The organism is Thermoactinomyces sp. CICC 23799, from assembly GCF_016055145.1.
Taxonomy (GTDB): domain Bacteria; phylum Bacillota; class Bacilli; order Thermoactinomycetales; family Thermoactinomycetaceae; genus Thermoactinomyces; species Thermoactinomyces intermedius.
Genome location: NZ_JAECVV010000005.1, coordinates 68,362 through 92,369, shown reverse-complemented (window position 1 = coordinate 92,369; position 24,008 = coordinate 68,362). Strand labels below are relative to the sequence as shown.

Annotated in this window: 27 protein-coding genes; 5 read left to right on the top strand and 22 right to left on the bottom strand. The window is 48.1% G+C overall.

Going from position 1 to position 24,008, the window contains the following annotated elements:
• Positions 1-4: 4 nt before the first annotated feature.
• The 5 genes from I8U21_RS08130 to I8U21_RS08110 form a co-directional block, all read right to left on the bottom strand.
• The gene (locus I8U21_RS08130; RefSeq protein WP_198053777.1) at positions 5-2,170 is read right to left on the bottom strand and encodes a ribonucleoside-diphosphate reductase subunit alpha; all 2,166 of its coding nucleotides are present in this window, start codon (positions 2,168-2,170) and stop codon (positions 5-7) included.
• 418 nt (positions 2,171-2,588) lie between these two features.
• Positions 2,589-2,993: a CRISPR-associated protein Cas4 gene (gene cas4, locus I8U21_RS08125; RefSeq protein ID WP_198053669.1), complete on the bottom strand. Its 405-nt coding sequence runs from the start codon at positions 2,991-2,993 to the stop codon at positions 2,589-2,591.
• A gap of 77 nt (positions 2,994-3,070) precedes the next feature.
• Entirely contained in the window at positions 3,071-3,340 is a 270-nt protein-coding gene (locus I8U21_RS08120) for a hypothetical protein (protein ID WP_049720062.1), read from the bottom strand.
• A gap of 127 nt (positions 3,341-3,467) precedes the next feature.
• Positions 3,468-4,418 carry a thioredoxin-disulfide reductase gene (gene trxB / locus I8U21_RS08115; RefSeq protein ID WP_198053668.1) on the bottom strand — a complete coding sequence of 317 codons (951 nt, stop codon included), beginning with the start codon at positions 4,416-4,418 and terminating at the stop codon, positions 3,468-3,470.
• Between the two features lie 141 nt (positions 4,419-4,559).
• Positions 4,560-5,192: a DsbA family oxidoreductase gene (locus tag I8U21_RS08110; RefSeq protein WP_198053667.1), complete on the bottom strand. Its 633-nt coding sequence runs from the start codon at positions 5,190-5,192 to the stop codon at positions 4,560-4,562.
• 155 nt (positions 5,193-5,347) lie between these two features.
• On the opposite strand from I8U21_RS08110, the gene I8U21_RS08105 reads away from it, so the two are divergent.
• Complete coding sequence (locus I8U21_RS08105; RefSeq protein WP_181732181.1) at positions 5,348-6,070, top strand: pseudouridine synthase; 723 nt, start codon at positions 5,348-5,350, stop codon at positions 6,068-6,070.
• Between the two features lie 168 nt (positions 6,071-6,238).
• Positions 6,239-7,603 carry an amino acid permease gene (locus I8U21_RS08100; RefSeq protein ID WP_181732103.1) on the top strand — a complete coding sequence of 455 codons (1,365 nt, stop codon included), beginning with the start codon at positions 6,239-6,241 and terminating at the stop codon, positions 7,601-7,603.
• Positions 7,604-8,049: 446 nt separating this feature from the next.
• Here the strand turns inward: I8U21_RS08100 and I8U21_RS08095 are convergent, their stop codons facing one another.
• On the bottom strand, positions 8,050-8,472 hold the full coding sequence (locus I8U21_RS08095; RefSeq protein WP_181732102.1) for a helix-turn-helix transcriptional regulator: 423 nt from the start codon (positions 8,470-8,472) through the stop codon (positions 8,050-8,052).
• A 272-nt stretch (positions 8,473-8,744) separates the two neighbouring features.
• Between I8U21_RS08095 and I8U21_RS08090 the strand changes: the two genes are divergently transcribed.
• Both I8U21_RS08090 and I8U21_RS08085 read left to right on the top strand, forming a co-directional pair.
• Positions 8,745-9,755 (top strand): gluzincin family metallopeptidase, encoded by a 1,011-nt coding sequence (locus I8U21_RS08090; protein ID WP_181732101.1) that lies wholly within the window; start codon positions 8,745-8,747, stop codon positions 9,753-9,755.
• Between the two features lie 167 nt (positions 9,756-9,922).
• Positions 9,923-11,167, top strand: a complete 1,245-nt coding sequence (locus I8U21_RS08085) for a YeeE/YedE family protein (RefSeq protein ID WP_181732100.1) — start codon at positions 9,923-9,925, stop codon at positions 11,165-11,167.
• A gap of 70 nt (positions 11,168-11,237) precedes the next feature.
• Here the strand turns inward: I8U21_RS08085 and I8U21_RS08080 are convergent, their stop codons facing one another.
• Entirely contained in the window at positions 11,238-11,498 is a 261-nt protein-coding gene (locus tag I8U21_RS08080) for an Mpo1-like protein (RefSeq protein ID WP_232337578.1), read from the bottom strand.
• Positions 11,499-11,637: 139 nt separating this feature from the next.
• Here I8U21_RS08080 and I8U21_RS08075 point away from each other — a divergent pair, with 139 nt between their 5' ends.
• Positions 11,638-11,991: a hypothetical protein gene (locus I8U21_RS08075; protein ID WP_181732098.1), complete on the top strand. Its 354-nt coding sequence runs from the start codon at positions 11,638-11,640 to the stop codon at positions 11,989-11,991.
• Here the strand turns inward: I8U21_RS08075 and ku are convergent.
• From ku to I8U21_RS08000, 15 genes are all read right to left on the bottom strand, one after another.
• Positions 11,988-12,791, bottom strand: a complete 804-nt coding sequence (gene ku, locus I8U21_RS08070; RefSeq protein ID WP_181732097.1) for a non-homologous end joining protein Ku — start codon at positions 12,789-12,791, stop codon at positions 11,988-11,990. The genes I8U21_RS08075 and ku overlap by 4 nt on opposite strands.
• A 10-nt stretch (positions 12,792-12,801) precedes the next feature.
• Positions 12,802-14,178 (bottom strand): tetratricopeptide repeat protein, encoded by a 1,377-nt coding sequence (locus I8U21_RS08065; RefSeq protein WP_181732096.1) that lies wholly within the window; start codon positions 14,176-14,178, stop codon positions 12,802-12,804.
• Between the two features lie 151 nt (positions 14,179-14,329).
• Positions 14,330-14,713 (bottom strand): aspartate 1-decarboxylase, encoded by a 384-nt coding sequence (gene panD, locus I8U21_RS08060; protein WP_181732095.1) that lies wholly within the window; start codon positions 14,711-14,713, stop codon positions 14,330-14,332.
• 3 nt (positions 14,714-14,716) lie between these two features.
• On the bottom strand, positions 14,717-15,568 hold the full coding sequence (gene panC / locus I8U21_RS08055; protein ID WP_198053666.1) for a pantoate--beta-alanine ligase: 852 nt from the start codon (positions 15,566-15,568) through the stop codon (positions 14,717-14,719).
• Positions 15,565-16,428, bottom strand: a complete 864-nt coding sequence (gene panB / locus I8U21_RS08050; RefSeq protein ID WP_181732093.1) for a 3-methyl-2-oxobutanoate hydroxymethyltransferase — start codon at positions 16,426-16,428, stop codon at positions 15,565-15,567. Before panB ends, panC begins: the two co-directional genes overlap by 4 nt.
• Before the next feature lie 291 nt (positions 16,429-16,719).
• Positions 16,720-17,904, bottom strand: a complete 1,185-nt coding sequence (locus I8U21_RS08045) for a NupC/NupG family nucleoside CNT transporter (RefSeq protein ID WP_181732092.1) — start codon at positions 17,902-17,904, stop codon at positions 16,720-16,722.
• A gap of 161 nt (positions 17,905-18,065) precedes the next feature.
• Positions 18,066-18,233 carry a hypothetical protein gene (locus tag I8U21_RS08040; protein ID WP_181732091.1) on the bottom strand — a complete coding sequence of 56 codons (168 nt, stop codon included), beginning with the start codon at positions 18,231-18,233 and terminating at the stop codon, positions 18,066-18,068.
• Positions 18,234-18,252: 19 nt separating this feature from the next.
• A complete protein-coding gene (locus I8U21_RS08035) occupies positions 18,253-18,765 on the bottom strand; it encodes a hypothetical protein (protein WP_181732090.1) in 513 nt (170 codons plus the stop codon).
• A complete protein-coding gene (locus I8U21_RS08030) occupies positions 18,740-19,414 on the bottom strand; it encodes a hypothetical protein (RefSeq protein ID WP_198053665.1) in 675 nt (224 codons plus the stop codon). Before I8U21_RS08030 ends, I8U21_RS08035 begins: the two co-directional genes overlap by 26 nt.
• Entirely contained in the window at positions 19,411-19,944 is a 534-nt protein-coding gene (locus I8U21_RS08025; protein WP_181732088.1) for a hypothetical protein, read from the bottom strand. The genes I8U21_RS08030 and I8U21_RS08025 overlap by 4 nt, the downstream gene beginning before the upstream one ends.
• A 2-nt stretch (positions 19,945-19,946) precedes the next feature.
• Entirely contained in the window at positions 19,947-20,450 is a 504-nt protein-coding gene (locus I8U21_RS08020) for a hypothetical protein (RefSeq protein WP_181732087.1), read from the bottom strand.
• A gap of 12 nt (positions 20,451-20,462) precedes the next feature.
• Positions 20,463-21,005 (bottom strand): hypothetical protein, encoded by a 543-nt coding sequence (locus I8U21_RS08015; protein ID WP_181732086.1) that lies wholly within the window; start codon positions 21,003-21,005, stop codon positions 20,463-20,465.
• A gap of 5 nt (positions 21,006-21,010) precedes the next feature.
• Positions 21,011-21,649 carry a TetR/AcrR family transcriptional regulator gene (locus I8U21_RS08010; protein WP_181732085.1) on the bottom strand — a complete coding sequence of 213 codons (639 nt, stop codon included), beginning with the start codon at positions 21,647-21,649 and terminating at the stop codon, positions 21,011-21,013.
• Positions 21,650-21,813: 164 nt separating this feature from the next.
• Positions 21,814-22,791: a biotin--[acetyl-CoA-carboxylase] ligase gene (locus tag I8U21_RS08005; protein WP_198053664.1), complete on the bottom strand. Its 978-nt coding sequence runs from the start codon at positions 22,789-22,791 to the stop codon at positions 21,814-21,816.
• A complete protein-coding gene (locus I8U21_RS08000) occupies positions 22,769-24,004 on the bottom strand; it encodes a CCA tRNA nucleotidyltransferase (RefSeq protein ID WP_181732083.1) in 1,236 nt (411 codons plus the stop codon). Before I8U21_RS08000 ends, I8U21_RS08005 begins: the two co-directional genes overlap by 23 nt.
• Positions 24,005-24,008 lie beyond the last annotated feature (4 nt).

The following is a 24,008-nucleotide window of genomic DNA, read 5'->3' as shown; positions in this document are numbered from 1 at the left end:
CTCTTCAGGATGAACAACTGACGCATTCTTCCACTTCAATGGATTGGTTCCGGACATAGTAGATGGTTTTCAGCCCATGCTTCCAGGCATCCATATACAGCGACAAAAATTCTTTTGCCGATGTGTCGGGGGTGATATACAGATTAAATGACTGGGATTGGTCAATATGCCGCTGTCTTTTCCCCGCAGCCCGGATGCTCCAATGCTGGTCAATCCGATGGGCTTCTTTATAGTACCAAGCCGTTTGAGGCGACAAATTGGGAGCCGTAAGCGGAATGACCGCCCCCCGTTTTTCCTCCACAAAATATTTGGCATAAACCGGATCAATGCCCGCCGTCGATCCGGCAATCAAGGAGGTCGATCCGGTCGGTGCCACGGCGAACAACCACGCATTTCTCAACCCGTGTTTTTGCACGTCCTTGCGCAATTGTTGCCAGCGTGGACTGGTGTAACCGCGCCGCCGGAAATACTCTCCGGTTTGCCATTCGCTTCCTTCAAAGCAAGGATAGCTTCCCTTTTCTTTGGCGATTTCCATGGACGCTTTGATCGCTTGATAAGCAATCTCTTCAAAGAGACGATCCGCTTCTTCCAGATGTTCTTCCGACTCCCATACAATTTGATGCTGAGCCAGATATTGATGGTATCCGCTCGTCCCCAAGCCGACGGCCCGGTATTTTTTATTGGTCCGTTCCGCTTGTTTGACCGGATAGATATTCAAATCCACCACATTATCCAACATGCGCATTTGAACCGGGATGATCCGCTTGATGTCTTCAAGGGATTGAATCCGTCCCAGATTCAGCGATGACAAGTTGCATACGACAAAATCGCCCGGCTTGGTTTTGGTGACGATCACACCGTCTTCCAACTCCTCGCTGATCAATTCCGTCGGGGACATGTTTTGGCAGATTTCGGTACACAGATTGGAAGAATAGATCATCCCTTGATGTTTATTGGGATTGGCCCGGTTGACCGCATCCCGGAAAAACACGAAAGGCGTTCCTGTTTCAAAAGCGCTGACCATGATCCGTTTCATGATCTCAATGGCCGGAACCTTTTGCTTTTTCAAGTCCGGACGGGCTTCACATTCCAGGTAACGTTTTTCAAACTCGCTTCCCCAGTAATCTTCGATGGAATATCCCATCACTTCCCGGATCTCGTGGGGATCAAACAAATGCCAGTCGCAACGTTCCTCCACCCGTTTCATAAACAAATCCGGAATGCAAACGCCCGGGAAAATATCATGGGCTTTCAACCGGTCATCGCCGTTATTGGTTTTGAGATTGAGAAAATCAAAAATATCGGCATGCCAGACATCCAAATAAATAGCAAATGCCCCACGGCGGACTCCCAACTGGTCAACGGCCACCGCCGTGTTATTGTAATTCCGGATCCAGGGAATCACCCCGCCGGAAGCGCCATGATGCCCGCGGATCTTGGAACCTTTGGCCCGGACTTTCCCCAGATAGATGCCGACCCCGCCTCCGTGTTTGGAAACTTGGGCCGTCGCCGAATTGGTGTGGTAGATCGACCACAACGAGTCCCCCACCGTATCGATAAAACAAGAAGACAACTGATGGAGGGGTTTTCCCGCATTGCTCAACGTCGGGGTGGCAACCGTGATTTCCAATTTGGACAAAACATCATAAAACCGTTTCGCCCACCCCACACGGTCTTCTTCTTTTTGCGCCAGATGCATGGCAATGATCATAAAACGCTCTTGCGGCAATTCCATGATCCGTCCGTCATAATCCTTCACAAGATAACGGTCTAACAACACTTTTAATCCAATGTAATTAAACAACAAATCCCGCTCTGGTTTCATGTACGATTCCAATTCATCGATTTCATTCTTTTCGTATGATTCCAACAAATAAGCACCGTATAATTTTTTCTCCGTCAAGGTATGTATCAGTGGATAAAATCCGCCATACTTCCTGGCAGACGGGTAACCGCGGTTCTGGGCCGCTTCCATGTACAACTCATGGGCCAACAAATGCGCGGCGACAAATTGCCAATCCGGCTCTTCCGCCGTTGTTTTTTCCACCGTGGTTCGAATAATGGTTTGCAACACTTCTTTGTCCGTCATATTTTCGTGCAATTGCGTTTCCGCTTCCCTCAGCCATTCTTCCCGATTCAAATGCGGAAAGCGCCGGCACGCTTCATCCATCAAATTTAGAAACGGGTTGATTTGATCCAGAGTCGTCTTCAACACAACGAACACCTGCCATTCATACTATATATAGTTGCTATCTAAGTATAACCAACACAATATATAGTGCCAAACAGCAAAAAAAAAGCTAATATGACATCTGTCCGTTCGAGAAGCAAAATTCAACCCGGGATATTCCTTTTTCTCGAAGAAGCTCGGTCCCCCGGGGGTTGACAAAGCCCTGTCCGGATTGATTTCTTGTTTTTCGGCATGTTTTTTTATTGCAATCCCTGCAAATACATGAATTTAACATTTATTCATGGCATTCATCATTTGTTTTGTTTTTTCTTTTTTGAGCGTTTTGTCTGTGTTGCAAACTTGTTTTCGATTTTCCAAGGACAAAAAAGGGTCCGCTTCTTTTCCCATCCCCCGTTTTCTACACTTTGGTGCAGGAAACTTTGTAGAATTCACATTGCCGGCATTTTGGCATATAAATGTTCACCCGGGTTTCATTTGTCTGCTCCACTTCCCGCATCTGTTGAATGACTGTCAATAATTGTTCCTTTAATTGCGGAGTCCACTTCACCTTGCACACCCGGTTTTGATAGCGGATTTCCCCCCGGATTTTTTTCGCTTGATATGTTTCCTCCACAAGCAAAAAATAAGCAGCCAATTGCAACCGGTCGCCGTCATAGGGGTGTGTCCTTTTTAACATTCCTGATTTGTATTCCACCACGAAATAAGTTCCGTCCTTCATTTTCCAGATCTCGTCAGGCTTGCCCCGGATGCCCCATTTTTTGTTGACCAGAACTTTCCCCGCACCGGTTGCGTCTGAATACACCAAACTTCTTTTGGATTTTAAGAAAAACCGTAAAAAAATCAACAGGAAAACCAGCAAAACAGAGAGGAACATGGCCATCAAGCATTCATCACCGTCCAAATCACAAACAACAGGATCACGACAAGCAACACCGCCACTGCCCAATCCGTCCCTTTCGTTTTCACCCACACCGAAACGGCTTTCTTCCGGTGGTAACGCTTCCCTTTTTGAAAAAGCCGTTTTTGGGTTTTCAACTTTTGTTCATCGGCTTCGACCAACCCTTGCCGGTGCAATTTGGCCAGCCTCCATTGCTCGGGACAATAACAAAACTGATTGATTTCCTTTGCAGTGATCCACCTCTTTTTCAATCCGGATATCCCCTTCTTTATGCCATTCTTTTTGTTATATTTTACCAAATTTTCTGTATCTTTTAAATAAAAAACACCCCTTCCCCGTCGAATGTTTCAAGGAAAGGGTGATGAATCCACTTCATTTTTATTTCAGCGACCGGCTCCAGTCTTGTGCGGCATTCCCTTCCAAAAAGCGTTCACAATCGAGCGCTGCCATACAACCACTTCCGGCCGCCGTGATCGCCTGACGGTAAACCCGGTCCTGCACATCCCCGCAGGCAAAAACGCCGGGAACATTGGTTTGCGTCGTTCCGGGCTTCACTTGGATGTAGCCCAACTCATCCAACTCAATTTGCCCTTGAAGGAAGCCGGTGTTGGGTTGGTGTCCGATGGCGACAAAAATTCCGTCTGCTTCCAGAATTTCTTCTTCCCCTGTTTCGTTATTTTTCACTTTTAATCCTTTGACTCCTTGTTCCCCACGGATCACTTCCACCGGTGTCCGGTTCATGGCCCACTTGATCTTGTCATTTTGCCGTGCCCGGTCCTGCATGATTTTGGATGCACGCAATTCATTGCGCCGGTGAACAATAGTGACCTCCGATGCAAAACGGGTCAGGAAAGTGGCTTCTTCCATCGCGGAATCGCCGCCGCCGACCACCAGCAATTTTTTGCCGCGGAAAAAGAAGCCGTCGCATGTCGCACAAGTGCTCACTCCCATCCCGATGCTTTCTTTTTCGCCGGGAATTCCCAACAATTTGGCCGTTGCCCCCGTCGAGATGATGAGCGCAGATGTTTCAATCACTTCATCTTCTCCGAGAAACAATTGAAAAGGACGCTTGGACAAGTCGACTTTTTTCACCCAGCCGCGTTTGAAGGTGGCTCCAAATCGTTCTGCCTGCTTTCGCATATTATCCATCAATTCCGGGCCCATGATTCCGTCCGGAAAGCCCGGGAAATTTTCCACTTCCGTCGTGGTTGTCAGTTGTCCGCCCGGTTCAGGTCCTTCAATCACCAACGGTTCCATGTTGGCGCGAGCCAGATAAATGGCTGCGGTCAACCCTGCCGGACCGGTTCCCAATACAATCACTTTTTGCATGTTGTTTACCCCCTGTTCCAAACGATGATCTATGTCACATATGTAACCTTCAATAATTACGGTATCCCTTCATATTGTAACTGAATTTTCGTCATGAAGCCAAACGGATTTCCGGCCTCCTCGTTAAACGCTCTCCCTTGTTCAGGATGCTTTCACTTCCTGGAATGCCCGCAAAAAATTATCTTTGGGATGCGCCCCGGCCATGGCCAACCGGCCTTGGATAATAAAAAAAGGAATGCTTTGAATCCCCGAATTCCCGGCACGTTCCAAATCTTTTTCGACTTCGTGCCGGATCCTCTCGTCCAGCAGCGCCTCCCTCGCCTCATTCGCATCATATCCCACAGATTCGGCAATCCCGGTCAAAACGTCCATATCACCAATATTATGCCCTTTTTCAAAATAAGCTTCATACAATTTTTCAGCCATCTCTGTTTTCTTCCCGGGATCGGTCCACTTCAGGAGCATATGCGGCGCCATGGTGTTGGGAAGCCATTCAATCCGGTCAAACTTGAATTTCAAACCGACGGGGGCCCCGGCTCTTGCAATCTGTTCCAATGCCTGATAAGCCCTCGACATGTTTCCCATCTTGCGCACCATCATATCCATAAACAAAACGCCACGGGGCGGGATCTCCGGATATAACATATACGAACGGTATTTAATTTCAAACGGTTCGCCGGATTGTTCCGTCCATTCCTGCATGGCATCTTTGAGATTTTTATGGCCGATCCGGCACCAAGGACAGGTCAAATCATGGTAAACCTCAATATCCATTTTGTCTCTCCTTTGAAATCACACAACTGCAAACTCCAGTATATCACAAGAAAAAAATATTAGATACTATACCAAAGTAAGCATCAGACTGCATGAAAACCCGCCCTTGTGCTATGATGTTTTTTGTGAATCAAGAGAAAGAGAGCGTGAATCAGATGAAAAAGAAAAGACAACGCTTGGATAAGGTTTTGTCCCATGTGGGAATCGGAACCCGCAAAGAAATCAAAAAACTGGTGAAAGCCGGCCGGGTCAGGGTCAATGATGAACCCGCAACTGACCCCGGCATGCACGTGTTTCCCTTTGAAGATGAAATTGAAGTCGATCACCGGCCGGTTTTGTACCGGGAACACATCTATCTGATGATGAATAAACCGCAAGGGGTTCTGTCCGCCACCGAAGATGCCGTGCAGGAAGTGGTGACGGATCTGTTGGAACCCGAACACCGCGTTTTTTCGCCGTTTCCGGCCGGACGGCTCGATAAAGACACCGAAGGGTTACTGTTATTGACAAGCGACGGAAAACTGGCACACCAGCTTTTGTCTCCCAAAAAACACATTCCGAAAGTATACGTTGCCGACATCGAAGGAGAAGTGACAGACAACGATATCCACGCATTTCAAACGGGAATCACATTGGAAGACGGTTACACAACCATGCCGGGGGATCTTCACATCCTGCACGCCGGCCCCCGATCCACCGTCGAAATCACCATCTATGAAGGAAAATTTCACCAGATTAAAAGAATGTTCCGGGCCCTTGGGAAAAAGGTGGTCAGTTTAAAACGGATCCGCATGGGTTCATTGGAACTGGATCCGGATCTGGCTCCCGGGGAATATCGTGAATTAACAGCGGAAGAATTGAACAAATTAATCAAATAATAATTGGTCAAAAAGCTTTGATCCCGGTGATCCTTTGGATCACCTTCACCCTCCGTCAGAAACTTGCGGTCATCGATTCAGTTGAAAACGCTAACAAATTCATTTACAATGTTCTATATCAAACATTCATTATACTAATACAATCCTTTATTTCAAGGAGGCAACTTGATGGATAGCAAAAAAAATAATCCAGTTAATGAATTAGAAAGGGGGCTTGGTGACCGGCATATTCAATTAATCGCAATCGGCGGGGCCATCGGTGTCGGGCTTTTCCTCGGTTCAGCCCAGGCGATTCAAACAGCCGGACCTGCAATCATCCTCTCTTATGCACTAGGCGGTCTCATGATCTTTTTAGTGATGAGAGCGTTGGGGGAATTGGCCCTTTTTAAACCCGTTGCCGGATCATTCAGCACCTATGCGACGGAATTTGTGGGACCTTGGGCCGGATTTCTCACCGGTTGGAATTACTGGTTTATGTGGGTGGTAACGGGAATGGCCGAAATTACCGCGGTGGGTGTTTATTTCCGTTACTGGTTTCCGGAAGTGCCGCAATGGATTCCTGCACTCGGAGCTCTTTTGGCTGTCTATATTGTCAACTTGATTACGGTCAAATTATTTGGGGAAATCGAATTTTGGTTTGCTTTGATCAAAGTGGCCACCATTGTTGCCCTGATCATCATCGGTCTCATTATGATCACGACAGGATGGGGAAACGGCGGGGAAGCCGTCGGTTTTTCAAACCTGTGGGCCAATGACGGGTTTATGCCCTTTGGCATTGCCGGTGTCCTGTTGGCCCTGCAAATGGTGATGTTTTCTTTCTTGGGAGTGGAATTGGTCGGGGTGACCGCCGGAGAAGCAAAACATCCGGAGAAAACCCTTCCAAAAGCCATCAACAGTGTGATCTGGCGGATTTTGATATTCTACATCGGAGCCTTGGCCATCATCTTGTCCCTGTATCCTTGGAACCAAATGAGTGATGAAAACAGTCCTTTTGTACTGATTTTCACAAAAGTCGGGATTCCCGCTGCCGCCGGCATCATTAACTTTGTTGTCCTCACGGCTGCTCTGTCTTCTTGTAACAGCGGGATCTTCAGCACCGGGCGCATGCTTTACACACTGGCAAAAGACGGACATGCCCCACGTGCCCTGGGACAATTGAACTCGCGAAAAGTTCCGGCCCGCGGCATCACGTTGTCTGCAGCGGTCCTGCTGATCGGGGTTCTGTTAAACTATGTCATTCCGGAGAAAGCCTTTTTATATATCACCAGCGTAGCCACTTTCGGTGCGCTTTGGACCTGGGGAATGATTCTTTATGCGCATTTACGGTTCCGTAAAAAAGCCAACCATGCAAAAGTCCATTTCAAAATGCCGGGTTACCCCGTCACCAACTGGATCGCTATTTTGTTCCTGGTCCTTGTGGCTTTCTTGCTCTCCTTCAACCCTGAAACACGGATTGCTTTGATTGTGGGACCTGTTTGGCTCTTGATCTTGCTCATCAGCTATCAATTCGTGAGAAAAAGTACAGAAAAATAATTACGATGACGCTGCCTGTTCCGGGCAGTTTTTTTGTTTTCTTTTGACAGATTTTTCTAAATTATCTATCCTGTTTTGCTATAATAATAAAGAGCTACCGATAAAGGAGTCTCCCTTTTATGTTGATCGCCTCCTTCCTTTACACCTTTCTTTTTTTGTCTGCGATGTTTTTTTCCCTCATGGCCATTCGGGCAGTGTTTGTAAACCTTCCGGTGGTTCCTTGGATCTTGGGCCTGCTGGCGACAGGCAGTCTTTACATGTTCATGGAATCCATTGAGGATCTTTTTTTTTTGACAAGACGGCGACGATCGGGAATCCTTTTTCCGTGCTTTCCATTAAAGTACAGACGGATCCCCGATTATTCCGTAAATTTTGTCATTCATCCGCGAACAGAATTCATCGTCTCCCGTTCCCGACTGCCGTGTGTCTGTCCAAACGGTCCTTGTTCACTGACTGACTCTTTTTTCCGGCAGGGAATCATATTTTCCCAAACCCAGCATCCGGATATGCTCTTGAATCATTTCATCATTGTATCCTTTGGAGCGCAATTCCTTGATTTTATTTTCCCGCCGTCGCAAAATATCTCTCATTTCTTTTCTGTCATATTCCCGGACGAGCTGTAATTGCTCCTCCTCCGTCGGCGGGATGAATTCATATAATTCATCCGGACGAACCCCGAGCAACCGGGACATATGAAAAATCGTTTCCGGTCTTGGCATCGCCCCGCCCCGGGCCCACAAAGAAACCTGTTGCTTGCGAACCCCCAACGCCCGGGCCAAAGCGGTCTGACTCGGTTTTTTTCCGCAGATTTTCCAACCTTCTTCCCTTCTTCTCATCAACACACTGTCAATGCGGGGAATCAGTTTCATTCATCATCCTCCTCTTCAGGTCAGATCCACTCCTGCCGATCCTTCAACTTTGAATTCGGCCAATATATTCATATTTTTAAGTTTAATATTTCTTGAGAAAATAATCAAAAAACAAACCGTGAATCCCTTGGGAAAATCCTGCACCAAACGCCCGCCAACACAGAAGACAACTGTTTCATTTAAGATTTCGACAAATTGCTGTAAAAAAGGGATAAATCATTTTAGTATAGAATATATTTCTTTGTATTGTTTTATGAAGGAGGACGCTTTCCATGAACCGGAGATCGATGAATGCCTTGGCACTGACCATCAGCATGGCTTTTTCACCTGCCTGGGCTTATGCCAATCCACAAGTTGCAAAGGCCAGCCAACCGGCCGGCACCCCGGTTCAACAGATCCGACATTTCAATCAAAAAACGGAGACCGCACAAGTTCTGGGACCCTCATCCCCCCATTACCGGGTCAACCTTTTCTATGACAGCCAAAATCACCGCATCCGGGGCAAACTGTCCGTCACTTTTACCAACCATCTGCAGCAGGAAATGCAAGAAGTGTACTTTCATCTCCGGGGAAATGCCAAAACTTATCAGCAAAAAGGTGGAAAAACAACCATCAGCCATGTCCGGGTCAATGGAAGAAAAGCCGGATTTCAAATCAAAAACCACACTGCCCTCCATATCACGGGTTTCCAACTTCTATCCAAACAAAGCGCAACGGTTTCCATGGACTTTGAGGTCAATATCCCTCATGACCAAGGCCGTTTCGGATGGCATCACACAACGACCTCTCTGGAAAATTGGTTGCCGGTGCTGGCTGTTTACGATCATGAGAAATGGAATGTGGACCCTTATTCTTCTTATGGAGAAAGTTTTTATAATCTTCCCGGAAACTATGATCTGACTCTGACAACCGACAAGCATCAAGTGATTGCCGCCACCGGGATCGAAATCGGATCGCCATTGGTGCAAGGAAACCTGGCGACACACCGCTATCAAGCTAAACAAGTCCGTGATTTTTTCATCCACATGGATCCCGGCTATCAGGTGATTTCGGATCAAGTCCGGCATGTCCGGGTAAATGTGTACTATACCAAGAAGCATGAAAAATACGCGGAAATCATGTTAAAATTCGCTGTGAACAATGTGGAATCATACATCCAAAAACATGGAAGCTATCCATGGCCGGAGTTAGACATCGTCAGTACCGATGGGCAATTTGGAGAATGGGAATCCCCGCAACTGCTGATGATTTCACAGGTTCACCCTGAATTCCGCAGGATATAATTCGTGGTTGCCCGTCATCACGGGCTCTTGCCTGTAAAATTTTTTCGGTCTTTTAAACCGATTATTCCAGTTTCCAATAATGATTTTTCATGGTAATATATTGTACTCATAGGAATGATTTTTATCCCGAAAACCAACTATATTAATCGGAAAGGAAGAGATTGGAGATGGCCATGATTTCGACTTCATTGAAATCAACAACCCGTCCGGTCAAACCTTCTCCCTTGCCTTCGGTCCAAAACGGACTGGCATGGGCATCCGGATTGTTGTTTCTTCTTTTGGGTTCGGTCATTTTATGGCAACAAGGCTCCCACCAAAGCCTTTTGTACGGAATCGGCTTTTTGCTGGGAATGACCTTGTATCATGCACGATTTGGATTTACTTCGGCATTCCGGCAGCTCCTCACCGTCGGGCAGGGTCAAGGAATCCAGGCGCATATGGTCATGCTGTCGGTTGCCAGCATCCTTTTTGCCATCATCTTTGCAACAGGAGTCACTTGGACCGGCGCCGCTCCGCAACCCAACTTGTCCCCTGTTGGCACGGCCATGATCGTCGGCGCCTTTTTGTTCGGAATCGGGATGCAGTTGGGAGGGGCTTGCGCTTCCGGAACCTTGTTCCATGTCGCCGGAGGACGATCCTCTTTGTTGCTGACCCTGACCGGATTTATTATCGGATCGGTTTTGGCCGCATGGAATTGGGATTTCTGGCAAGGGCTTCCCAGCTTCGGGGCGTTTTCTCTTGCCACCTCCACCGGATGGGGATACGGACCGGCGTTGGTGGTTCAGCTGACAGTGTGCGCGCTGATCTATCTTGCGGTCTCTTGGATTTCGAGAAAAAGAAACGCTCCCCTTCGGAAACCGGTTCCCACCACCCGGGGATGGAAACGGATCATCCGGGGTTCCTGGCCGCTTTGGATGGCGGCGGTTTTGTTGGCTGTCTTAAACGGCCTGACACTTTTCTTCAGCGGAAAACCGTGGGGAATCACTTCGGCCTTTGTACTTTGGGGATCAAAAATTTTGCAAGCAGCCGGAATGGATGTGGCTTCATGGAGTTACTGGTCCGGAGCAAACGGTCAAGCTTTGAAAGAATCCGTCCTGGCGCACACCACCTCCATCATGGATTTTGGCATCATCTTCGGCGCTTTGTTTGCTGCCGCCATCAGCGGAACCTTTAAACTGCAAAAAATCTCCCCCAAAGTGGCGGCCGCTTCACTGATCGGCGGAATCATCATGGGGTATGGCGCCCGTCTGGCATTTGGTTGCAACATCGGCGCTTATTTCAGCGGGATCGCCTCTTTCAGCTTGCATGGCTGGGTTTGGGCTGTCTTTGCTTTATCGGGAAGTTATGTCGGCGTCAAATTGCGGCCGCTCTTTACATTAAAAAACCCGAAACCCACCGACCAGTTTTGTTGATGGAAAAAACGGCTCCCGCCAAAAGGGGAGCCGTTTTTTCATCCCGCCGCCCGGCTTTCCGGTGCGGCGATTATTTGGTTTTGCGCAGCAGCTTGCGCAAAAAATAATACGGACCAATGATCAAATAAAGCGGATTGGAGAAAAAAGTTGGTTTTTTTCCCTCAAACGCGTGCCCGATGAACTGAAACATCCAGCCCGTCACAAACAACCCCAGTGCCCATTTCCAATGAAAGAAAAACAAGGGCAGCGAAATGATGATCATCGGGATGCCGATCATATGGGTTCCCCTATTGACCGGATGTTGATGATCCCGGCGGTATTTTTCTAACATTTCAGAAACCTTCATCGATACCTACCTTCCTTTTTTTTCTGCTTACTTTTATTATAACAAAACATCCTGTGATCAATCGGTGATTCTATCGTTTGAGAAAAAGTCATATACATCTTAAAAACAAGAAAGAGGGATTGATATGAAGTGGATCCGTTCCTCACTTTTTCAACCCTTTCTAGCCATGATCGGCATCGCCGTCATGATGACCGGCGGATTGTGGCTGGGAAAAAATCTCGTTCCGATTGATAAAGCCGTCTCTTCCTCCGCCGAGCCCGAACCCGGAAACTTGACCCGGGTGGAATATGTGATGGAAAAAGTGGGAGCCAAAAAGGTTGAGGCCGAGCCAACCCTTTCGGCTCCCACCGGGGCAAACGGCTACTGGATCGTGGAACATTACCGGCAATACGAGTATCATTATGATGCCAACCATCGTTTTCTTTACAAAAACCCCACCCAACAGGAAACTTATCTGCGCTATTGGCATGCCCGTTAGGAAGAAGCTTTCTTCTTGCGGCCCCTTTTTTTTCCTTTCGTGGCATCGATACTGGCTTGCAGCGCTTCCATCAAGTCGACCACTTTTTCCGGTCGGCGATGCGGGGCTTCGACGATTTCTTCATCGTTGATTTTCTTATCGATGGCGGATTGGACAGCTTCCCGGTATTCATCTTTGTATTTTTCGGGATCAAACTTGGTGGTCAATTGTTCAATCAATTGGGTCGCCATTTTCAATTCTTTTTCCGTCACTTTTGCATTGTCGGGCACATACGGAACTTCCTCGATGTTCCGGACTTCATCCGGATAAAAAATGGTCTCCATCACGAGGCAGGACCGGTAAATCCGGATCACGGCCAAGGATTGTTTGGAACGGATCGTCACCTTGGCCACCCCGATCTTCCCGGTTTCTTCCAACGCTTTCCGAAGCAAGGCATAAGCCTTGTTGTTTTCATCCTGTGCCCCCAAATAGTAGGTTTTGTTAAAATAAATCGGATCAATTTCTTTCAACTCGACAAAATCCAAAATCTCAATGGCCTTGTCGGAATCCGGCGCAATCGCGTCCAGCTCCTCTTTTTCAAGCACCACAAACTTTCCATCTGCGTATTCAAAGCCTTTCACCACTTCATCCCAAGGAACTTCCCGCTGGCAATGCGGACAAGTCCGCACGGTTTTGATCGGTGTCCGGCATTCTTTGTGAAGGTAACGGAAACGAACGTCTTTGCTCTCGGTGGCTGCATACATTTTCACCGGGATATTGACAAGACCGAAACTGATCGATCCTTTCCACATGGTATGCATGACTCACACCTCATTTTTTTAAAGATAACTGACTCCAGCAATTACGGGTGGCATCCGGATGTCCTTCAATCAAATGGCAAATCCCTTCAAAAAACAACGGATCTTTCCAAGATGAAACCAACTTTTGAGCCTGACGGAAATGCCGGATCGCTTCCTGAAGATCCCTTTTTTCCATCAAAGCCCTTCCTTTGTGATAATGTCCCATCGCCCGGATCGACGAATTCTCTTGTTGTAACAGCTTCTCGGCCAAATCGGCAGCTTCATTCACATTTCCGGTATGAATGGAAAGCCTGGAACGCACCGCCGTCCACACAGGTTCTTCTGCCACCTCATCCGGCAAGGCATTCAACGCTTTTTCCGCCCGGTGATGGTCATGGACATCCATACACATCCAAACATAAGCCAACAACAATCCCGAGTGTTTCGGAAACAAGGACAACCCCTTCTTGATCCAACTGAAAGCCTCATCCGATTTTCCGGTTAAAAAAAGATTCCACGCCATTCCATGATAGGCTCCCGGATGCTTCGGATGCTTCGCGGCCAAACGCCGGTACCATTCCAAAGCTTTGTGCGGCAAACCCATTTCTTCATAATCATGAGCAATCGATTCCAACACATGCGGATGTTTGGTTTTTTCATAGGTGGCCAACCGCCAGAAAGAAACACTTCCCCATTCCTTGATCTCACGGTAGCAATTCGAAAGATAATACATGGATTCCCAATCATCGGGATTGGTCGACAACGCCTGATAAAAACAAGGAATGGCCTCATGGTATTCCTTCAAACGGTAGTGGCAAACCCCCATGTTGAACCAGGCGTCGCTGTGGTCCGACATGAGCTCCACCGCTTTTTTAAACTGACGGATCGCCGCGCGGTCATCTCCTTCCTTCACCGCAATACATCCCAGCATGTGACGGGCAAAACCGGCAAACGCCTCATGCCTTGCCGTGTTGGCTGTCAATTGGAATTGACGGCTCGCTTCGGTAAACTTTCCTTCATGGAACAGCGTCAGTCCGTAATAAATCCGGCCCAATAAAAAATCCGGTTCATCATCGATGACCTTTTTAAAAATATTTCCCGCCTCTTGAAACATCGTGAGTCCGTAATATCCCTGTCCCTGGCGAAACTGCCGCACGGCCGATTCGTTTATCCAAAACTCTTCTTCTAACTCCTGGACCGATGACGATAAACCGGGACATTTCTTCGTCAGTTCCGCCAATTGCTCTTCCACTTGCGCCCAGGCTTCCAACATCTCATCGCAAGAACGCTTGATTTCCATGAAACGCCGGCGCCATACCGGCCGCTTGGATGCCGGGCTTTGGGAATAATTTTTTTCAATCTCTTTGATCGCGGACTCCGCCCATTTCAGCCATTGTTGATGAACCATTTTTTCTCCTCCATCCACAACATCGTTTATGTAGTTAGCCTAACTCCGCGCCTCCTTTTCCATACCTTTTTTCACAAAAAAACTCCCGCATCAAAGATGCGGGAGTTTCAAACCATTGGCATGGATGGGTTTCAAACAGGATCGGCCCGGTTTACAAAACAACACCGTGAACCTCTTTCCCGATCAATTCCACAATCCGGTTGTTTTCATCCATGATGGCGATTTTCGGCTGATGTTTCCGGGCCTCTTCTTCTTCCAACATCACATAAGACATGATGATCACCTGATCCCCGGGTTGCACTTTGCGGGCAGCCGCCCCGTTTAAACAAATCACTCCGCTGCCTCTTTCCCCCGGAATCACGTATGTCTCCAGACGGGCTCCGTTATTGTTGTTGACCACTTGGACTCTTTCATTGGGCAAAATGTCCACTTTCTCCAAGATTTCTTCATCAATCGTGATGCTGCCCACATAATTCAAATTGGCTTCTGTTACCGTGGCGCGATGAATTTTCCCTTTCATCATGTACCGGAACATGTTTCACTCCCCCTTCCCTTCATACAAAAAGTTATCGATCAAACGCGTCTTTCCAAAGTGAACGGCCACCGCTACCAAGACCGGCGGGCGGTCCAACCGTTCCACCGGTTCCAATTTCGGATAACTCACCGCTTCCACATATTCGATGCGTGCCAGCGGCCGGGTTTCAATCCGTTCCGAAATAAACCGGATGACATCGCGGGCTTCCACCAGTTCACCTTTTTCCACCCGTTCTTTGGCTTGCTGTAAAGCTTGGGAAATCACCAGCGCCTGTTCTCTTTCCTCCGGAGACAGATAAACGTTTCGCGAACTCATGGCCAGACCGTCTTCTTCACGGACGATCGGACAAGGGACAATCGTAACCGGAAAATGGAGATCCCGGACCATTTGTTCGATCACGGCCACTTGCTGAGCATCTTTCAACCCGAAATAAGCACGGTCCGGCTGAATGATGTGAAACAGTTTGCTGACCACTGTGGCCACACCTGCAAAATGACCGGGCCGGCTCTTTCCACATAACCGTTCCGTAATTTGTGTCACATTCACTTGTGTCAGCGGTGTCTCCGGGTACATCTCCCGGACATCCGGATGAAAAATGAAGTCCACTCCGGCCTTTTCGGCCAGTCCGGCATCCCGGTCGAGATCCCGCGGATACCGGTCATAGTCTTCATTGGGGCCAAACTGCAAAGGGTTGACAAAAATGGACAGGACCACGACATCGTTTTTCTTCCTTGCCCGTTCCACCAGACTGAGATGGCCTTCATGCAAATAGCCCATAGTCGGCACAAAACCGATCGTCCCGGTTTGCTTTTTTAATTCCTTTCGCATTTCAGCGACCGTTTGGATGATTTTCATTGGTCCGTTTCTCCTTCACTTGATCCGTATAATTCATGAATCAGTTCATCTTTTAAGTGAGTGACATGTTTCTCCGCCGGGAAGCTTCTCTCTTTCACCTCTTGCACATAGGCGGCAATCCCTTTCCGGATGACTTCCCCGGCATCTTGATAAACCTTGACAAAGGATGGCCGGAAGTCGCCGGCCATGGCCAACAAATCATGATACACCAAAACCTGGCCGTCGCAATGGCGTCCTGCACCGATTCCGATTACGGGAATCCCCACCTTTTGGGTCACCAGTTCCGCCAATTCTTCCGGAACACATTCCAACACGATGGCAAATGCTCCGGCTTCTTCCAACCGTTGCGCCGCATCAAGCAAACGTCTCGCCGCAGGCAAATCTTTCCCCTGGATCACATACCCGCCCAATTGATTCACTGATTGAGGGGTCAAACCGAGGTGCCCCATCACGGGAATCCCTGCCATGGTTAAACGATTGACTTTGTCAACAATTTCGATGCCGCCTTCCATTTTTACCCCGTAAGCCAGTCCTTCCTGCATCAGGCGGGCTGCGCTTTTCAACACTTCCCCTTCCGGCAGATGAGCGGTTGCAAACGGCAAATCGGCAATGACCATGGCTTTTTTGGCTCCCCGGGTCACCGCTTTGGTATGATGCAAGATATCATCCAGCGTCACGGGGATGGTCGAATCATATCCCAAAACGACCATTCCCAAAGAATCGCCCACCAGCAAAATATCAGCTCCCGCTTCCTCTGCCAGACGCGCCGAAGGATAATCATAAGCTGTAATCATGGCGATCGGCTCTTGCTTTTGCTTCATGCCGAGCAACGTTCGTTTGGTCACTTTTTTTCCCGACATCAAAACTCCCTCCCAAATTTGGGCCCTTGGGCGAGAGAAAAAAACGCCTTTTATCGTCACCCATCCGAGACGAAAAAAGGCGCAGGTATCCGTTACCTTTCTGTCCCCGTCCCAATGGCTCGAAGCAGATTTCCAAACTTTGATATTCACCTTTTAAAAAAACAGGAAAATGATAGTGCAACTCTTCCACAGATGTTGCCTATCACTTTTAACGTATCGGATCTTCCTCCCAAATGCAATATTTTCATGAAAAAACCCAGCGAAAAAATCCGCTGGGCAAGGTTTTTCGTTTTAAATAAACAATCCGGTCATTGCCGCCGTCAGGAAGCTGGCCAAAGAGGCTCCAAACAATAATTTCAAGCCGAAACCGGCCACCACCGGCATTTGTTTTTCCGAGATCGCTTTAAAAGTCCCGGCAATGATGCCGATGGAGCTGAAGTTGGCAAAGCTGACCAAATAAGTGGACACCACGGCAACCGTCTTTTCGCTTAATTTCGGAATCATGTCCTGGAACTGGAGCATGGCGACAAATTCATTCAAAATGATTTTGGTTCCCATCACGCCGCCGGCCGTCACCGCTTCAGACACCGGCACACCGGAAATCACGGCAAACGGCATCAGAATATATCCCAAAATGTTTTGCAAGGTCAATCCGGTCAAGTTGGTGGTCACAAAGTTGATTCCTTCCATCAGCGCGATAAATGCGATCAACATCCCGGAAATGATGGCCACCAGCTTTATACCGTCGGATGCCCCTTCCCCGATCACTTCAAACAACCCGCGGCCCTGGTCGTTGGAAATTTTAATCACATCTTTTTCGCTGTCCACCTGCACCGGCATCAATATGCAGGCAATAATCAGGGCACTGAACATATTGAGCGGCAATGCCACCAGCACATAGGTCGGAGGCAAAATGGTCATGTACGCTCCGATAATCGTCGAACTGACCGATCCCATCGCAGAGGCACAAAGCATATACAGCCGCTCACGTTTCAACCCGTCAAGATGGGTACGGATCGCCAGCAACGCTTCACTTTGTCCAAAAAAGATGGAGCTGACGGCATTAAAACTTTCCAATTTTGGCAGCCCGGTGATTTTGGAAACCACAGCCCCCACAACCCGGATCACCCAAGGCAAAATCCCGATCCAGGTCAGAACGGCCATAAATGCCGAGAAGAAAACAATGGGCAACAATACATCAATGACAAAGACCGTGTCCACACCTTCCGGTTTTAATCCGCCCACCACAAAGTCGATTCCGGCATGGGCAAAATCGACCAGCTTTAAAATCCCGGCGGAAACGCCGTTAATGATGATGGCCCCGATCTGAGTGCTCAACATCCCCCAGGTCACAATCACTTGAAGAACTAACATAATGCCGATGGCTTTGTAGTTGATTGCTTTTCTGTTTTCTGAAAACAACCATGCCACACCCATCACGACAAAGATACCTATGATGCCTATATAGTCCATCATTGCGTTCTTCATTCCTTTCGGTTTTATAAAGCCAAAAATAACATTATCATTAAAGCAAATTTAACTAAACAAGTAAACCCTTTCAATAATATTTGAAATGAATGTTTTTTATATAACCATAAAAAAACCCGGATTTTAATAGTAATCCGGGCCTTTTGAGGTTAAAACAACAAACTGATTCCAGTTATTGCAAGATAAATCAGGTTGATGAAAACCAGCCTCCACAACCACTGAATCACCGGACGCTGCCGGATGACGGCATAGATTGCCATCGCAGCACAACCCACGGTTCCCAAAATATCCACCAAATAAAGCATACTGAAAAACATGCCGGAAACTCCTTTGCGATCAAGGCAATAAACCAAGCCATGCCAGTTTTTTGTTTAATTGATTTAATTCTTGAATCGATTGACGAGTAAGCTTGGATAAGTCCAATAAACTACGGTTCTCACGGTTTGACTGTTCGGATATCGTTTGGCTCAATTGCTTGATTTCTTTGTTTTGGGAGGAAATTTCCCCCAATCCTTCATATACATTTTTGGTATATCCGTTTAATTCATCCAATCCGGTGATGATCTTTTGTTCACTGGCATTGACCCTCCCGATTTTCTCGTTCATATGATTCAGGCGTTTTTTCGTGTCCGACAATTGTTGATTCATCTCTTGCATCACGGTGGCCGTTTCCGCAAGCGGAGCCAAATGCCGGTTTGTCTCTTGTGTCAACTTTCTGGAGCGTGAAATATTTTGATAAACTTCTTCCATCACCAGGTTCGTATTTTTTTGGTTCACGATTTGTTGGTAGGTACCGGCTCCAAACAAGATCAACAATACCGCATTAGCGATCAGCCATGGTATCCTCATGTGACTCTCCCCCTGTCGTCGGACCGGATCCGGAACCATTCAGGCCGATCTTGCCTTTGAGGTCATCCAGCCATTCAACAATCCGCCGGATGAAACGCAAATTATCGTAAGATTTGTTCAACTCCACCATCAAATCGTCCATCAGCGGGTGAAGTTGCTGACTGTTTTTCCCAATGTCCCCGGTGACGGCTGCAACATTGCCGAAATCCCCGATCACTTCCTCCATCTGTCCGGAGATTTCATTGGTTCTTGCGGATACTTGCCCCGTCAAGGAAGAGGTTTCCTTTTGCCGGATCAAGATTTGCTCCATCTTGTCGCGGGCGGAGATATTTCCCTGCAGTTGCGATTCAAGTTCCGTCCGGATGCCTTGGTTGATCCGGATTTGTTGTTCCGCCAACGTCAATTGTTGATCCAACACCCCCAAAGACCGGCCCGCCTGTTTGACTTGATCCTCCAGAGCTTCGGTCTCATCAATCATTTGGTCTGTCAATCCCACCAGATCTTTGGTGATTTGAAAAATGTTATACTTGGATAACGAAGTTAACAACACATGATCGCTGAATCCGCTTAAAAACGGCATGCTCAAAAGAACCAACAAAAGCCCGGTCAAACCTGCCTTCACATGGTGCCGGTTCCATGCGTTTTTCATTGTTCTTTCCCCCTGAGCGGAGGGATGAAGTCCGTCTTGTCATTCATTTCTTCCAGATTTTGATTGATTTCTTTTTGTGTCGATACCATATTGGCAAGAGACTGGCGGATTTTCTGATTGCTGTCTGCCATGGACTGCAAATATCCGGCACTGTTGGCAAGAGATGTCCGGATCCCGTTTAAGCCGGCTGTCGTGGCATTGGTCTCTTTTCCGATCCATTCAACATGATCTGCAATTGACGCCACCACTTTATCTAATTGGATCAACTCCTCTTCCAAATCTCCTGTGTTATTTTGAATTTTTGTGATTTTGTGTTGCAATTGATTGGTTTTTTGCTTGATGACTGCAATCGTTTCCAATTGTTTATTCATTTGCTCCGATTTTGCCGCCGACTGATCCAGCGTTTCCTTCAGTTTTTTGGAATCGCTGGCGATGCGGTCCTGGAGTCCCAATTGCAGCCAAGTGTTTCCGGCAAGCACAACCAACAAAACACAAGTCAATGCGGATAAACCCAATGATGATTTACTCATGCTCATTTCACTCCCGGGATTTTCCCGTTTAAGGATTCCGTCGACTCATTCAACCGCTTCATATGCTCCTGATCTTTTTGCGTCGTTTCAGATAATTGCCCCAATAATTGATCCAATTTTTTCAAATGCGGTTCCATCTCTGCCAGCGTTTGATTCACTTTTTCGATCTCTTTGCCGGTGTTTACGGAAGATTGGTAAGTTTGGCGATTCAAATCCAGACTTCCGCTGATGTAATGGACCACTTCAGACAAAGAATCTAACGTTTTGCCCGTTTGTTGGATGGTTCCGTTCAAATCACCGTCCAATTGATCCAGCGTTTGTGTCATCCGGGTTAATTCCTCATTCTTTTGAATGATGCTTCCTTGCACCTGATTCAATTGATAAACCGCTTTCAAATTTTTGTCCAAGCTGCTTTGGATCTTTTTCATCTGTTGGGTCATGGTGACACCGTTGATCAACAGAGCCGTCAGGCACAAAATCCCGAAGACTTGAAGAACCCTTAACATTTTCTCCCTCCTTTAAGGCAGAGAGTTTTTCACTTGTTCGGCCACCTCAGCAGCTTGTCCCAACTTTTCCTCCAATAACACATTTTGCTGCAAAACCTCATTCAGATTGGCCTCGGTTTGTTCCGTGATTTTCTTCAATTGGCCTGCTTGCGTTGCCTGCCTTCCCCCGCTTTTTGAAATGGTGTCCATCTGATTGGCCAACCGCTGGCTGAGACTGTGCAGGTTTTGGCTTAACGGGACTTGCTGGCCGGTAACCACCCGGATTTGATTCAGCTGTTCCACTTGGGCGCCGGCCAGCTCTCCCACCCGGGCCAACTTTTGATTCACTTCTTTCGTTTTGCCCGATTGCTCTTCCAGCTTTTGGATTCCCTGAATGATGCCTTGATTCACATCGCCGAGTTGTTCTGTTCGTTCATGGATTTTGGCCAAGGTTCCATTCAAATCAAAATCTTCAAACGATATCTCGGACCACGGGACTTTGGTGGCGGCGGCCCAACCTCCCCCGGCAAGGATCACTGCCGCGATCAAGCCGGAAACCACCCGCTTTTTCTGCAACCCTTTTACACCCCCTTTCCCGATTCTTCCCGCAAAATCTTGCTCAGCATTTTTTCCAAAATGGTTGCAATGTGATCCACGTCCGGCATTTCCTCTGTCAACAGAGATTGGATCACCACTTGATGAATTGCCCCCACCATGGCATTCGAGATAATCCATTTTTCCTGTTCTGTTTTCAGCATCATCAGTTCCCTTTGGAAAATGCCGGCAAAAAACAGCATCATCTCTTCGCGCTTTTCCTGCAATTCCGGGACAAATCCGATGGTGTCAATCAAAAGCAGCTTGGCCAGTTCCTGATAGGTCTGACACATCCCGATATATTCCCGGATCGCCTGATAGGTCCGTTTTGCCGTTGTCGGGGGATAATCGCGCAAAATTTTTTCCACGCGCCGGACCACCGCATTGGAAACCAGGTCGAAAAGATGGTTCAACACCGCTTTTTTATTGGGGTAATGCTTGTAAAAGGTGGATTTGGATGCATGGGCCAATGCGACAATGTCACTCACCGTCGTGGCCACATACCCCCGGTTCGAAAACGCTTTCGCTGCGGCCGACAAAATCCGCGCCTGCTGCTCATTGAGACACACTTCCGTTTGAAAAAAATGGTCGATCGGCGATAATTCCTGCCCTTTGATTTCCGCCAAACGCTCCCCCCTCCAAAACAGTACGTCGTCGTACTATTTAGATATATTATAATATAAAGTATATTATTAATAAATATAATAGGCAAACATTATAGCTATTTTATGTCAAAAAATAAAAATCGGACAAGAACGAGAAAAAACCCCGTCTGTCCGACATGCCATCTTTATTGCCATTCGATCTCTGCGGAATAAACCGGAACCACACCGGAAGAAGTCCGGATCAGCAAGGCTCCTTGTTCATTCAAGTGTTCCGCCAAACCGGTGATGGTGCTTTGCGTGGAGCGGGCCGTGATCACTTGCCCCAGCATTCCTGCATTCTCTTCCCATTTTTTGCGAATGGGGGTAAAACCTTGTTGCAAATAAAGCAAATAGTATTGTTCCAGTTCTTTTAACAGCACGGCCACCAAAGAGGCGCGGTGGATTTTGCGACCGGTCTCCATGGCCAGCGACGTACCGACATTCGCCAGTTCTTCCGGAAAATCTTTGGCTTCCGTGTTGACATTCATTCCAATCCCCATGATGACATAGTGGATCCGGTCCTGTTCCCCCCGGATTTCCGTCAAAATCCCGCATACTTTTTTCCCTTGCACCAAGATATCATTGGGCCATTTTATTTTTGTCGGCAAATTCGTTTCTTTTGAGATGGCTTCCTGCACTCCCACCGACGCCAGCAGGGTTAATTGGGACGCCTCCGCCAGCGAAATGGGAGGGCGCAAAATCAAACTCATCCAGATCCCGGTCCGCGGTGGAGAATGCCAGGTTTTTCCCATCCTCCCCCGCCCGTTCACCTGTTCCTCCGCGATCACGACGGCCCCTTCGGGAGCTCCGTCTTTTGCCCATTGATGAGCAATGTTTTGTGTGGAAGGCGTGGATTCGACATATCGAATTTCACACCCCAACCGCTCCGTCTTCAGGTGGGGATAAATTTCTTCGGGTGCCACACGGTCCGGGCGGTACTTTAACCGGTAGCCTTGCCGGGGTTTGGCCTCAATCTCATAGCCTTGTTTCCTCAGCTCTTCAATCTGCTTCCAAACGGCCGCGCGACTGCATCCGACCCGGCGGCTGATTTCTTCTCCGGACAAGAATCCCTCCGGATTCTCGACGAATAAGCGAACAATTTCATTTCTGATGGAGCGCTCCAATTTTACACCCTTCCTTCAGCAAAATTTCTTTCTCATTGGGAAGATGTCCGAGGGCCACTTGTTCCAAAAGAACCTGCAGGACTTTACCGATCCACGGGCCTTTCTCCCATCCGCAATGCCGGATGAAATCCCGGCCGCTTACCTTCAACTCCCGAGCTTGATGAATCTTCAGGCCGTTCCACCACTCTGCAAGCTGTGAATCCGAAGGAATCCACTGTCCGTCAGGGCTTGTCAGTCTGGCCAGATTTGCCGCGTTGGCCACGGCCTCCGGTCCTTCTTCCAGCAAGATGCGGCACCAGTCTTCCCGGCTCATGGAATCATCCGGGCCTTTCCACCGGGAAGCCAGCGAAAAACAAGCCGATATTTCTTTATTCTCCTTTTTGGAAAGCTTTAACTGCCGAAGCCGTTCCGCCAACTGATCCGGGCGGGTGCCGCATAAACAGAGCAGATACGCCCACCTCACCGTCCGGTTTTTGATCGGATCAATCTGTGGCATTGCCTTCACCGCCTCATCCGGAAGATCCCACCGGCAAAAAGGCGGGAGGAAATGGATCAGGCGCGTTTGAAACAGAAGCCGGAATCCATGGGACACGGTATCGGCATCAAACATTTTGTTCAGTTCGGCGGTCACCCTTTCGACCGACAAACAGCCTCCTTTGTCCCGGTGCCGGCAAATGCCTTCTTCGGTCGCCGGATCCAAAACAAACCGGAATTGGTTGGCAAAGCGAACCGCCCTCAGCATCCGGAGTGCATCTTCCTGAAAACGCTCCGACGGATCCCCCACCGTGCGAATGATTCCTTCATCCAAATCTTTCCGCCCGCCAAAGTAGTCGATGATGCGGCCGTTTCGATCCTTGGCCATGGCATTCATCGTAAAGTCCCGGCGTTTCAAATCCTCCTTCAGTGATTGCACAAACTCCACTTTTTCCGGTTGCCGGTGATTCGAATATTTTCCATCGGTGCGGAACGTCGTCACCTCAACCGGGACTTTCTGTTCCACCACCATCACCGTTCCGTGCCGGATTCCGGTCGGGACTACTTTTTCAAAGATTTCCATCACTTGTTCAGGACGGGCATCGGTCGTCACATCATAATCCTGGGGAATCTTTCCCAAGCATTCGTCCCTGACGCATCCGCCAACCAAATAAGCTTGATAGCCTGCTTGTTCCAGTTTCTCCATCACGTGAAGTGCCGCCATTTTTCGATGGTCCATAATG

Excerpts from the sequence above, each read along its gene's own strand:
- I8U21_RS08075 (WP_181732098.1), top strand. The coding sequence starts at position 11,638 with ATGAAGTGGATCCGTTCCTCACTTTTTCAACCCTTTCTAGCCATGATC.
- I8U21_RS08065 (WP_181732096.1), bottom strand. The coding sequence starts at position 14,178 with ATGGTTCATCAACAATGGCTGAAATGGGCGGAGTCCGCGATCAAAGAG.
- I8U21_RS08085 (WP_181732100.1), top strand. The coding sequence starts at position 9,923 with ATGGCCATGATTTCGACTTCATTGAAATCAACAACCCGTCCGGTCAAA.
- I8U21_RS08090 (WP_181732101.1), top strand. The coding sequence starts at position 8,745 with ATGAACCGGAGATCGATGAATGCCTTGGCACTGACCATCAGCATGGCT.
- I8U21_RS08030 (WP_198053665.1), bottom strand. The coding sequence starts at position 19,414 with ATGAAAAACGCATGGAACCGGCACCATGTGAAGGCAGGTTTGACCGGG.
- I8U21_RS08045 (WP_181732092.1), bottom strand. The coding sequence starts at position 17,904 with ATGATGGACTATATAGGCATCATAGGTATCTTTGTCGTGATGGGTGTG.
- I8U21_RS08095 (WP_181732102.1), bottom strand. The coding sequence starts at position 8,472 with ATGAAACTGATTCCCCGCATTGACAGTGTGTTGATGAGAAGAAGGGAA.
- panD (WP_181732095.1), bottom strand. The coding sequence starts at position 14,713 with ATGTTCCGGTACATGATGAAAGGGAAAATTCATCGCGCCACGGTAACA.
- trxB (WP_198053668.1), bottom strand. The coding sequence starts at position 4,418 with ATGCAAAAAGTGATTGTATTGGGAACCGGTCCGGCAGGGTTGACCGCA.
- I8U21_RS08080 (WP_232337578.1), bottom strand. The coding sequence starts at position 11,498 with ATGTTAGAAAAATACCGCCGGGATCATCAACATCCGGTCAATAGGGGA.
- I8U21_RS08110 (WP_198053667.1), bottom strand. The coding sequence starts at position 5,192 with ATGGATATTGAGGTTTACCATGATTTGACCTGTCCTTGGTGCCGGATC.
- I8U21_RS08025 (WP_181732088.1), bottom strand. The coding sequence starts at position 19,944 with ATGAGTAAATCATCATTGGGTTTATCCGCATTGACTTGTGTTTTGTTG.
- I8U21_RS08000 (WP_181732083.1), bottom strand. The coding sequence starts at position 24,004 with ATGGACCATCGAAAAATGGCGGCACTTCACGTGATGGAGAAACTGGAA.
- I8U21_RS08130 (WP_198053777.1), bottom strand. The coding sequence starts at position 2,170 with ATGGATGAAGCGTGCCGGCGCTTTCCGCATTTGAATCGGGAAGAATGG.
- I8U21_RS08035 (WP_181732090.1), bottom strand. The coding sequence starts at position 18,765 with ATGAGGATACCATGGCTGATCGCTAATGCGGTATTGTTGATCTTGTTT.
- I8U21_RS08105 (WP_181732181.1), top strand. The coding sequence starts at position 5,348 with ATGAAAAAGAAAAGACAACGCTTGGATAAGGTTTTGTCCCATGTGGGA.
- I8U21_RS08040 (WP_181732091.1), bottom strand. The coding sequence starts at position 18,233 with ATGTTTTTCAGTATGCTTTATTTGGTGGATATTTTGGGAACCGTGGGT.
- ku (WP_181732097.1), bottom strand. The coding sequence starts at position 12,791 with ATGCATACCATGTGGAAAGGATCGATCAGTTTCGGTCTTGTCAATATC.
- I8U21_RS08100 (WP_181732103.1), top strand. The coding sequence starts at position 6,239 with ATGGATAGCAAAAAAAATAATCCAGTTAATGAATTAGAAAGGGGGCTT.
- panB (WP_181732093.1), bottom strand. The coding sequence starts at position 16,428 with ATGTCGGGAAAAAAAGTGACCAAACGAACGTTGCTCGGCATGAAGCAA.
- I8U21_RS08020 (WP_181732087.1), bottom strand. The coding sequence starts at position 20,450 with ATGTTAAGGGTTCTTCAAGTCTTCGGGATTTTGTGCCTGACGGCTCTG.
- panC (WP_198053666.1), bottom strand. The coding sequence starts at position 15,568 with ATGAAAATCATCCAAACGGTCGCTGAAATGCGAAAGGAATTAAAAAAG.